The 10268-nt window shown below is 75.8% G+C and carries 10 protein-coding genes; all 10 read right to left on the reverse strand.

Annotated elements, in window-relative coordinates; all coding sequences use genetic code 11:
- Positions 1-2: 2 nt before the first annotated feature.
- From cobA to cobO, 10 genes are read right to left on the reverse strand one after another with little or no spacing between them, the layout of a single operon-like run.
- Positions 3-1706, reverse strand: a complete 1704-nt coding sequence (gene cobA / locus AB0C19_RS21960) for a uroporphyrinogen-III C-methyltransferase (protein ID WP_357188108.1) — start codon at positions 1704-1706, stop codon at positions 3-5.
- Entirely contained in the window at positions 1703-2299 is a 597-nt protein-coding gene (locus tag AB0C19_RS21965) for a precorrin-8X methylmutase (protein WP_357188110.1), read from the reverse strand. Before AB0C19_RS21965 ends, cobA begins: the two co-directional genes overlap by 4 nt.
- Positions 2296-2493: a 4Fe-4S binding protein gene (locus tag AB0C19_RS21970; RefSeq protein WP_112588067.1), complete on the reverse strand. Its 198-nt coding sequence runs from the start codon at positions 2491-2493 to the stop codon at positions 2296-2298. Before AB0C19_RS21970 ends, AB0C19_RS21965 begins: the two co-directional genes overlap by 4 nt.
- Positions 2481-4208: a precorrin-3B C(17)-methyltransferase gene (gene cobJ / locus AB0C19_RS21975; protein WP_357188112.1), complete on the reverse strand. Its 1728-nt coding sequence runs from the start codon at positions 4206-4208 to the stop codon at positions 2481-2483. The genes AB0C19_RS21970 and cobJ overlap by 13 nt, the downstream gene beginning before the upstream one ends.
- Positions 4205-5521 carry a precorrin-6y C5,15-methyltransferase (decarboxylating) subunit CbiE gene (gene cbiE / locus AB0C19_RS21980; protein WP_357188114.1) on the reverse strand — a complete coding sequence of 439 codons (1317 nt, stop codon included), beginning with the start codon at positions 5519-5521 and terminating at the stop codon, positions 4205-4207. The genes cobJ and cbiE overlap by 4 nt, the downstream gene beginning before the upstream one ends.
- Positions 5518-6669 carry a cobalt-precorrin-5B (C(1))-methyltransferase gene (locus AB0C19_RS21985; RefSeq protein ID WP_357188116.1) on the reverse strand — a complete coding sequence of 384 codons (1152 nt, stop codon included), beginning with the start codon at positions 6667-6669 and terminating at the stop codon, positions 5518-5520. Before AB0C19_RS21985 ends, cbiE begins: the two co-directional genes overlap by 4 nt.
- Positions 6666-7511, reverse strand: coding sequence for a precorrin-4 C(11)-methyltransferase (cobM, locus tag AB0C19_RS21990; RefSeq protein ID WP_357188118.1), 846 nt, complete (start codon positions 7509-7511; stop codon positions 6666-6668). The genes AB0C19_RS21985 and cobM overlap by 4 nt, the downstream gene beginning before the upstream one ends.
- The gene (cobI, locus tag AB0C19_RS21995) at positions 7508-8287 is read right to left on the reverse strand and encodes a precorrin-2 C(20)-methyltransferase (protein WP_357188120.1); all 780 of its coding nucleotides are present in this window, start codon (positions 8285-8287) and stop codon (positions 7508-7510) included. Before cobI ends, cobM begins: the two co-directional genes overlap by 4 nt.
- Entirely contained in the window at positions 8284-9639 is a 1356-nt protein-coding gene (locus tag AB0C19_RS22000; protein WP_357188122.1) for a cobyrinate a,c-diamide synthase, read from the reverse strand. The genes cobI and AB0C19_RS22000 overlap by 4 nt, the downstream gene beginning before the upstream one ends.
- Entirely contained in the window at positions 9633-10244 is a 612-nt protein-coding gene (gene cobO / locus AB0C19_RS22005; RefSeq protein ID WP_357188124.1) for a cob(I)yrinic acid a,c-diamide adenosyltransferase, read from the reverse strand. Before cobO ends, AB0C19_RS22000 begins: the two co-directional genes overlap by 7 nt.
- Positions 10245-10268: the final 24 nt, after the last annotated feature.

Genomic DNA, 10268 nt, shown 5'->3' on the forward strand with positions numbered 1-10268 from the left:
CGTCACCCGGTCGGCCCGGTGGTGGCGAGAGCCACCACCGGGCCAAGGACGAAGACGGCGGGTGGGCCGACGCCCTCCCGGGTGGCGACGGCGCCGATCTCGTCCAACCGGGCGGGGACCGATCGCTGGTCGGGCAGCCCGGCGTCCTGCACAGCCAGCACCGGGGTCTCCGGGGCACGACCGTGCTCGATCAGCACGGTCGCGATCTTGGCGATGGTGTCGACTGCCATCAGCAGCACGACGGTGCCCCGGGCCCGGGCCAGCGCCGCCCAGTCGACGAGCGAGTCGGGGTGCCCGGGCGGCAGGTGCCCCGACACGACTGTGACGTCGTGCGCCACGCCCCGGTGCGTCACCGGCACGCCGGCGAGGGCCGGTGCGGCGAGCGCGCTGCTCACCCCCGGCACCACAGTCACCGGCACGCCAGCCGCCACGCAGGCCTGCACCTCCTCGTGGCCGCGCCCGAAGACGTACGGGTCACCACCCTTGAGCCGGACCACCCGGCGACCGGCGCGGGCGTGCGACACCAGTGCCTCGTTGATCGCCTCCTGGGCCATCGACGGACCACGGGGCACCTTCGCGGCGTCGACAACCAGCACGTCGGGACGCAGCCCGGCGAGCAGCCCCTGCGGGGCGAGGCGGTCCACCACCACGACGTCCGCCGCGTCGAGCAGCGCCTTTCCCCGTACCGTGATCAGGTCGTCGGGCCCCGGCCCGCCGCCGACCACGGCGACCGAGCCGTGGTCGTGCCCATGGTGTGCGTGCCCGTGGTCGTGGTGGTCGTGCCCGTGATGGTGGTGGCCGACCGGGTCGTCGGGGTGGTCGTGCGGGCGCTGCGGGCGACCCACCTTGTCCGCGAAGCCGGGCATCAAGACCCGGTACGCGCAGGTGTCGCAGTTCATCCGGATGTCACCGCCCAGCGCCTCGGCGTACCGCTCCAGGACGAGGTCGGCGAGGGCGTCACAGTCGCCGATCACCTCGGCGACGCGGACATCCAGGTCGGGGTGGGCGGCGGCGAACTCCGCCGACTGGGCGACGATCCGGTCCGGCAGCACCCCGGCGAACAGGAAGTACGGCGCCACCACGATCCGCCGCGCGCCGAGGCGGCGCAGGCGCTCCAGCACGGCCGGCACCGACGGCTGCGCCAGGGAGATGAACCCCGGCTCCACACCCGCGTAGCCGCGTCCCTCCCAGAGCAGCCGGGCGACCTTGGCGACCTCGGCGTTGGCGTCCGGGTCGGTGGACCCCCGACCGATCAACGCCACCCACGTGTCGGCCCGGTCGGCGCCGGACAGCTCCGTGTCGGCCCGGCCGGCGCCGGCCAGCGTGTCGGCCCGGTCGGCGCCGGCCAGTGCGGCGTCGATGCGCTGTTCGAGGGCCTCATGCAGCAGCGGGTGGGGGCCGAGCGGGCGGCCGTAGCGGTAGCTCAGCCCGGGATGGCGCTGCTGCTCCCGGGCCATCGCGGCGGGGATGTCGCCCTTGCCGTGACCGGCGCCGGTGAGCACCAGCGGCAGCGCCACCAGCGCCCGGTGCCCACGGGCGACGAGCGCGCCGACCGCGTCGGTCAGCGGTGGGCGGGACAGCTCGATGAAGCCGCCCTCGACGTCGCCGATGTCGCCGCGATCGCGGACCCGCTCGACGAGAGCGGCGAACTGCTCGACCCCGGCCGCGCTGCGCGTGCCGTGCCCGACGATGACCAACCCGGTCATGACTTCTCCTCGGCGTAGAGCAGGGCGTTGAGGGCGGCCGCGGCGACCGCCGAGCCACCCTTCTCCCCCACGTTGGACACGGCGGGCAGGCCGCTGGCCCGCAGCGCCGCCTTCGACTCGGCGGCGCCCACGAAGCCGACCGGCAGGCCGACGACGAGCGCCGGTGCGGCGTCCACTGTGAGCAGTTCGACAAGCGCGGTGGGCGCGCAGCCGACCACCCAGACCGCTCCGGCCCCGACCCGCTCCAGTGCGATCCGGACGGCCGCCGCCGAGCGGGTGATCCCGGCCGAGCGGCCCAGCGCGGCGGCGGCCGGCTCGGCGACCGGGCAGACCAGCTCCAGGCCGGCGCGGGTGATCCCGGCGGCGACCATGGCCACGTCGGTGACCACTGGCGCCCCGGCGCGCAGCGCCGCCAGCCCCGACTCCAGGGCGGCCTCGTCGCAGACCAGCTCGTCGACGTACGCGAGGTCGGCGCTGGCGTGCACCACCCGCTCGGTCACCGCGCGGCTCAGCGGCGGCAGGTGCGACAGGTCGACGCGCTCGCGCAGGATGCGGTACGACTCGGCCTCGATGGGGTGCACTACCCGGCTCATCGGGCTCCTTCACAGGGGTCGGGCTCGACGACGCGGATCGCGTCGACCGGGCAGATCTCCAGGCACTCCAGGCAGCCGGTGCACCTGTCGGCGCGGACCGTGAGGCCACCGGCGACCGGTCGGATCGCGTGCGTGGGGCAGGTGAGCAGGCAGGCGCCGCAGCCCTGGCAGGCGTCGATCGTCACGAGCGCCACCGGTACCCCCGGGGTGTGACCATCCGGCCGGCGACCAGCCGCGTGTCGCTGCTGCCGACGACCACGACGCTGTACATGTCGACGATGGCCGGGTCGAGCGTGGCCACCGTGGCGAGGTGCACCTGTTCGCCCTGGCGGCTGGCGTTGCGCACCACGCCCACCGGGGTGTCCGGTGGACGGTGTGCGGCGAGGATGCCGAGCGCCTTGCCGAGTTGCCAGTCGCGGGCCCGGCTGCGCGGGTTGTAGAACAGCGTCACGAAGTCGCCCTCGGCGGCGGCGGTCACCCGCCGCTCGATGACGTCCCACGGGGTGTGCAGGTCGGACAGGCTCAGGTAGGCGTGGTCGTGCCCGAGCGGCGCGCCGAGCAGCGCCCCGGCGGCGAGGGCGGCGGTGACGCCGGGCACGCCCACCACGTCGATGCGCTCGTCGGCGTACTCCAGGGCGGGGCTGGCCATCGCGTACACCCCGGCGTCGCCGGAGCCGATCAGCGCGACCGCCCGGCCGGCGGCGGCCTCGGTGACGGCGGCGCGCGCCCGCGCCTCCTCCGCGCCCAGCCCGCTGGAGAGCACCCGGGTGCCGGGGCGGAGCACGTCGCGGACCTGCTCCAGGTACTGGTCGAGGCCGACCACCACCGCGGCGCGACGTAGCTCCGCCACCGCGCGGGGGGTGCGCAGGTCGGCGGCGCCCGGCCCGAGGCCGACGACGGCCAGCCGGCCGCGTGGCGCGTGCCGGGCCACCGCCACTGTGGCCATGGCCGTCGCTGTCTTGCCCACCAGCAGCGTCGCGTCGTCGGCCCGGCCGTCCGGGCCGAGCAGGGCCGCGGCCTCCGCCACGCTCGGCGTGCCGACCGCGGCGCGGACCACCTCGCTGGGGTGCGGCACGTCGACCGCCGCCAGCCGCGTCGCCGGCCAGGTCACCAGGGGTACGCCGAGCGCGTCGACGGTGCTGCGGATGCCCGCCTCGTCGGCCTTGATGTCGGCGGTGGCCAGGCAGCGCAGGCTCGCCGGGTCGAGGCCGGCCTCGGCCAGCACCCGGTGCAGCAGCTCCGCCACCTCGGCGGCGGGTACGCCCCGACTCGCGCCCACGCCGGCGACCAGCGACGGCGGCCGCAGCACGGCGGTCCGTTCGTCGGGTGACACCACCCGGTCGGTGACCAGCAGCCGGTACCCGTCGTCCGTCGGGTCCTCGTCAGCCTCGCGCACGTTCGGGGGCAGGGCGGGCAGCGGCCAGTCGGCGTCGGCGATCAGCCGGACCGGCTCGCCGTCCAGGATGGCCCGGGACAGCGCGGCGACAGCGCCCTGCACGGGCCAGCCGAGGGTGTCCAGCCCCGGCAGGTCGACAGCGTCGGTGGCGGTGGTGATCACCGGTCGGGCGTCCAGCAGGGCGGCGACCTGCTCGGCGAGCGCGTTGCCCCCGGCGGCGTGCCCACCGAGCAGCGCCACGGCGTGCCGGGCCGCCTCGTCGACGACCACCACCGCCGGGTCGGTGCGCTTGTCGTCGAGGAGCGGCGCGACGATCCGCACCACCGCCCCGGTGGCCAGGAACGCGATCACGGCGTCGCACCCGGCCCAGGCGGTCCGCAGCGCGTCGGCGACGGTCTCCCCCTCGACCAGCCGGGCGTGCGGCCAGGCGGCGGTCAGGGTGCCGGCGTGCCGGCGGCCGGCGGCGGTGGCCGCCACCAGGCCGATCCGGGCGGGCGGATTCTGGTCGGTCACTGGCGCTCCCCGGTGAGGACGACCACCGGGTTGGTGGCCGCGAGGCGGATCGACCCGCCGGGCAGGTCGGCGAGGCGGGCGGCGGAGAGCTGGCTGCCCTCGACCGTGTAGCCGGCGGCGCGCAGCAGACCCACTGCCGGTGCGACCCGGTCGAGTGCGGCCAGTGTGAGCACCACCCGCTCGGGTTGGCGGGCAACCACGGCGGTGAGGACGTCGACGCCGCCACCGCCGACGAAGACCGCGTCGGGCTCGGGGAGGTCGGCCAGCGCCGCCGGGGCACGTCCGGTAACGAGCCGGACGTGCACGGCGTGCGCGGCGGCGTTGGCCTGGACGGTCGCGCCGGCCTCGGAGTCCTGTTCGACGGCGAGCACTGCCGCGCCGAGCAGTGCGCACTCGATGCCGACCGAGCCGCTGCCCGCCCCGATGTCCCAGATCAGCCGGCCCAGTCGGGGCCGCAGCCGGGCGACGACGAGGGCACGCACCTCCGACTTCGTGATCATGGAGTCGCGGTGGGCGTACCGGTCCTCCGGCAGCGCCCAGCCGCCGGCCGGCGCGGCGGCGGGCTGGTTGTCGGCGCGCATCCCGCCGGGTGCGACCGGATCGGGCGCGGCATCGGTGGGCGCGGCGTCCGCAGACCCGACGGGTACGACGTCGGCGTCGGCGGGCGCGGCCGGTACGGGGTCGGCGAGGCTGAGCAGGACGTGCGGGTCGGCCCAGGTCCCGGCGGAGGCCTGCTCGGGGGTGACCGCGCGGATCCGTTCGGCGGCGGTGCCCAGGTGCTCGGCGACCAGCAGGCGGCGGGACCAGCCGATCAGGCCGGCGCCCAGCTCGGCCGCGCCGGCGCCGGGCGCGGTGAGCACCGCGACCAGTGGCAGCGCCCGGCAGGCGTTCACTGCGGCTCGGGGGTCGCGCCCGTGCGCGGTGACCACTGCGGCGCCGTCCCAGGGCAGGCCGGCGCTGGCGAACGCGGCGGCCACACTGGACACCGCCGGCACCACCCGCAGCGGCAGCCCGGCCGCGCGCAGCCGCCGGACGATGCCGAACAGGCCGGGATCGCCGCTGGCCAGCACCACGGCCGGCACCCCGGCGTCGACGGCCTCGGCGAGGCGGCGCAGGGCGGGGGCGAGCGGCCCGAGGGTGACGGTGTCCGCGACGGCCGGTACGGGCACCGCGGCCAAGTGCCGGGCGGCCCCGACCACCAGCCCCGCGGTGGCCAGCACCGGTGCGAGCGTGGGGTGCGGCGGTGCGCCCGTCGCGTCCAGGCCGACCACTGTCACGGGGGTCACCGGCGTCATCGGGGCCATCCGCGTCATCGGGGCCACCGGCCGGACGAGGCGACGACGTGCGCTCCGGCGAAGTCGACCATCGCCACGTCGACTGTGACCGTCGGCCCGGCGAAGCGCCGCAGCACCTGGCGGACCCGCTGGCAGAGCAGGTCGCCGGCCGGGCCGAGCAGCCCGGCGGCCTCCCACAGCTCGTACGCGTGCCGCCCGGTGTTCGCCTCGGTCACGGCGGCGACGAGCGAGGGGTCGCCGCCGGCCTCGGCAGTCACGGCACCGAGCAGGGATAGGTCCACAGTAGAGCGGGTGTAGTGGGTCATCAGGATGCCGGCCGCGAGTTTGGCGAGCTTGCCGGCCATGCCGACGAAGACCACACCGGTCATCGCGTCACCCACGGCGGCAGTCACCGCGGCGCCGGTGAAGTCGCCGACCTCGACGAAACAGACCTCGGGCAGGTCGGGCAGGAGCGCGCGGGCGGCCCGCTCGGTACGCCCGCCGGTGCAGAGCACCACTGTCGGCTCGCCCTGGGCGGCCATCACGTGCACGGCCTGCACGACGCTGGCCCGCCACGACGCGGTGGAGAAGGGGCGGACGATCCCGGTGGTGCCGAGGATCGAGATGCCGCCGAGGATGCCGAGCCGCCGGTTGGTGGTCTTGCGGGCCATGATCTCTCCCCGGGGCACGCTGATGACCACCCCGACTCCGACCTCGCTGAGGTCGACCACCTCGGCGACCGCTTCGCCGATCATCCGGCGGGGGGTGTCGTTGATCGCCGGGCCGCCGACCGCGAGCCCGAGGCCGGGCTTGGTGACGGTGCCGACGCCGGCACCGCCGGCCAGCCGCAGCCCGGGGACGTCGGTCCAGTTCACGGTGGCGGTCAGCTCGGCGCCGTGGGTGACGTCGGGGTCGTCCCCGGCGTCCTTGACCACCACCGCCTCGGCCCGGACCGGTGGGGTGCCGGTCACCTCGCAGCGCTCCACCGGGAAGCGCACCCGGCGTCCGGCGGGCAGCCCGATCTCCACCTCCTGCTGGGTGGTTCCGGTGACCAGCGCGGTGACCGCGGCCTTCGCCGCCGCCGTGGCGCACGCGCCGGTGGTCCAGCCGGTGCGCAGCGCGGTGGGCCGGACCTTCGCGGTACGCGGCAGGTCCGGCTCGCGCAGCGGCGGCTCGGCGTACGTCATGGTGTGTGCCCCGGTGTGGCTGTCCCCCCGGTGCGGGCGCCGGCCTGGCGGCGCAGCTCGGCGCGGGCGGTCGGCTCGGCCCGGCGGAAGGTGTGGAAGTGCCCGGGGTGGTAGAGGTGCGAGCGGGTGCCCTCGGCGGCCAGGGCCGAGCCGACCAGGAAGAGGGTGTGCTTCCACAGCTTGTGCTGCTTGACAGTCGCCTCCAGGGTGCCCACGGTGCAGCGCACCACCAGTTCGTCGGGCCAGGTCGCCTGGTACGCCACCACGGCCGGGGTGTCCTCCGGGTAGCCGCCGGCCAGCAGCTCGGCCTGCACCTGCCCGGAGCGGGCGGCGGAGAGGAACAGCGCCATCGTGGTGCCGTGCCGGGCGAAGTCGCGGACCCGCTCGCCGGGCGGCATCGGGGTCTTGCCGCCTTCGAGGCGGGTGAGGATGACCGACTGGGCCACCTCGGGCACTGTCAGCTCGCGCCCGACGATCGCCGCGACGGCGGTGAACGAGGACACCCCGGGCACGATCTCGACGGCCAGGTCGAGCGCCCGGCACACGTCCAGTTGCTCCTGCACCGCACCCCACAGCCCCGGGTCTCCGGAGTGGATCCGGGCCACGCTCAGCCCCTGTTCTGCGGCGCGCTGGTAGAGCGGCAGCACACCCTCGATGGGTAGCTGCGACGAGTCGACGATCTCCGCGCCCGCTCGGGCGTGGTCGAGCACGTCGGCGTGCACCAGGCTGGCCGCCCAGATCACGATGTCCGCCTCGGCGATGACCCGGGCGGCCCGCAGTGTCAGCAGATCCGCCGCCCCGGGGCCGGCTCCGACGAACCACACCTTGCCGTCGCTGGTCACAGCTTTCCTCCTCGGTGCTCGCGGCGGGCCGGGACCAGCAGCGTCGACAGGTACGGCAGGTCGTGCTCGGTGTCGTCGATCGGCCCGATGCGTTCACCGGGCAGCCCCAGGCTGCGTCCGAGCACGGCGTCGTCGAGGCGGCCCTGCCGGCGCAGTTCGGCGAGCAGTTCCGGGTGCCGTCGCCAGCCCTTGTAGGCGACGACGGTGCCCGGCCCGGCTAGGGCGTCAGCGAAGAGCGCCAGGCCGGCGGTGGCCGGCAACAGGGTGAGCGGTTCGCGTCCCTCACAGAGCGGGGTGCCGCTGCGGGCCGCCAGCTCCTGCATCGCGGTGACGCCGGGAACTGTCGCCACCCGCACCGCCGGGCGCAGCGCGCGGACGCTCTGGGCCAGGTAACCGAAGGTGGAGTAGATGTTCGGGTCGCCGATGGTGGCGAACGCGAGGGACCGCGCGCCCGCGTCGATCGCCTCGACCACCATCCGGGCGGCGTCGTCCCAGGCTGCCGCCCGGCGCGCGGTCACCCCACCCCGGTCGTCCAGCGCGAACGGCAGTCGGCGCAGCCGCTCCGCCGCGACGTGGGAGCGCACAGTCGCCTCGGCCCGCCCGGCGTCCACACCCGGCGGCGTCGCACCGGCGGTCGCTGTGGGCGCGACCCGGTCCGCCATCACGGGTACGAAGACCAGGTCGGCCTCGCGCAGCAGCCGCACCGCCTTGACGGTGAGCAGTTCCGGGTCGCCCGGGCCGACGCCGACCCCGGTGAGCGTGGCGTCGGCGCTCATCGGCACGCCTCGACCAGTCGACGGGCCGCGTCCGGGTGGCCGGCCCAGTGGGTGTGCAGGTAGGACGCGTGCACCCGGCCGGCGACGAAGCCGTGCTCGGTGTCGTTCCAGCGCCACGCCGGTGCGTCGCCGTGCCCCGGGTCGGTGGTGGTGCGGTGGAACTCGTGGCCGCGTACCGGCTCGCCGGCGCGCGCCACCGGGGAGTCGGTGACGGCCAGTGCCTCGCGGTAGCCGAGGGTGAGCCGGTCGGTCATCCGGGCGGTCAGGTCCAGTCGACCGCACATCGGTACGCCGTCCAGGGACCGCCCGAGGTAGAGCAGCCCGGCGCACTCGGCCACGATCGGCCCGTCGAAGTCGGCCAACTCGGCGCGGAGCGCCGTGTTGTCGGCCAGCGTCTGCGCGTACGCCTCGGGGAAGCCGCCGCCGATCACCACCGCCCGGGTGCCGGTGGGCAGCGCCGGGTCACGCAGCGGGTCGACGGTGACGACGTCCGCGCCGGCCGCGGTGAGCAGTTCGGCGGTCTCCGCGTACGAGAAGGTGAAGGCCGGACCACCGGCGAGGGCGACCCGTGGCCGCTCGACGCCGGCCGGCCCGCCGACGGCGGCGACCGGGTCCCACGCCGGGGTGGTCAGCGGCGGGGCGGTCCGGGCCAGGGCGAGCATGGCGTCGAGGTCCACAGTGGCCTCGACGAGTTCGGCGAGCGCGGTGACGATCGCTACGGATTCGGGTGCCCGCTCGGCGACCGGTACCAGCCCGAGGTGCCGGGCCGGCGCGGTCACCTCGGCGGCACGGGTGACCGCCCCGAGCACCGGTACGCCGACCTCGGCGAGGGCGTCGCGCAGCAGCGTCTCGTGTCGGGGTGAGCCGACCCGGTTGAGGATCACCCCGCCGATCCGTACCGCCGGATCGAACGTGGCCATGCCGAGGGTGAGTGCGGCGGCCGACCGGCCCTGCGCGGTGGTGTCCAGCACCAGCAGCACGGGTGCCTCGATCAGCCGGGCGACGTGCGCGGTGGAGGCGTAGTCGCGGCGGCCCACAGCGCCGTCGTGCAGGCCCATGACGCCCTCGACCACGGCGATGTCGGCGGGCGTGGGGACGCTGGCGCCGTGTCGCAGCAGGGGGGCGACCCGGTCGGCTCCGACCAGGAACGGGTCGAGGTTGCGCCCTGCTCGCCCGGCGGCGAGGGCGTGGTAGCCGGGGTCGATGTAGTCGGGGCCGACCTTGTGCGGACTGACCGTCAGGCCCCGTCGGCGCAGCGCGGCGAGCAGCCCGGTCGCCACAGTGGTCTTGCCGTGGCCGCTGGCCGGCGCGGCGACCACCACCCGGGGCAGCGCCCACTGCGCGCTCACCACTCGATGCCCTTCTGGCCCTTCTGGCCGGCGTCCATCGGGTGCTTGACCTTCGTCAGCTCGGCGACCAGGTCGGCGGCGGCGACCAGGCGCGGGTCGGCGTCCCGGCCGGTGATCACGACGTGTTGGAAGCCGGGGCGGTCGGCCAGCGTGGCGACCACCTCGTCCACGTCCACCCAGCCCCATTTCATCGGGTAGGTGAACTCGTCCAGCACGTACAGCCCGTAGCGCTCGGTGGCCAGGTCACGCTGGATCTGCCGCCAGCCCTCCAGGGCGTCGGCGGCGTGGTCGGCGTCGCCGCCGCGCTGGATCCAGGACCAGCCCTCGCCCATCTTGTGCCAGGCCACCGGCGCACCCTGGCCGGTGCGCTCGTGGACCTCGCCGAGCGCCCGGAAGGCGTTCTCCTCCCCCACCCGCCACTTGGCGCTCTTGACGAACTGGAACACCCCGACCGGGAGCCCAGCGGTCCAGGCCCGCAGCGCCAGCCCGAAGGCCGCAGTGGACTTCCCCTTCATTTCTCCGGTGTGAACGATCAACAATGGCCGATGCCGCCGCTGCCGGGTCGTCAACCCGTCAGCGGGCACCGAACTCGGTTGTCCCTGCGGCATCAGCCCGTCCCCCGTCCCGCGAGC

Source organism: Micromonospora sp. NPDC048842, from assembly GCF_040649935.1.
GTDB lineage: Bacteria > Actinomycetota > Actinomycetes > Mycobacteriales > Micromonosporaceae > Micromonospora > Micromonospora hortensis.

Bases quoted from the DNA above. Each gene is read 5' to 3' on its own strand.
- cobA (WP_357188108.1), bottom strand. From the start codon at position 1,706: ATGACCGGGTTGGTCATCGTCGGGCACGGCACGCGCAGCGCGGCCGGG.
- AB0C19_RS21965 (WP_357188110.1), bottom strand. From the start codon at position 2,299: ATGAGCCGGGTAGTGCACCCCATCGAGGCCGAGTCGTACCGCATCCTG.
- cbiE (WP_357188114.1), bottom strand. From the start codon at position 5,521: ATGACGCGGATGGCCCCGATGACGCCGGTGACCCCCGTGACAGTGGTC.
- AB0C19_RS21985 (WP_357188116.1), bottom strand. From the start codon at position 6,669: ATGACGTACGCCGAGCCGCCGCTGCGCGAGCCGGACCTGCCGCGTACC.
- cobI (WP_357188120.1), bottom strand. From the start codon at position 8,287: ATGAGCGCCGACGCCACGCTCACCGGGGTCGGCGTCGGCCCGGGCGAC.
- cobO (WP_357188124.1), bottom strand. From the start codon at position 10,244: ATGCCGCAGGGACAACCGAGTTCGGTGCCCGCTGACGGGTTGACGACC.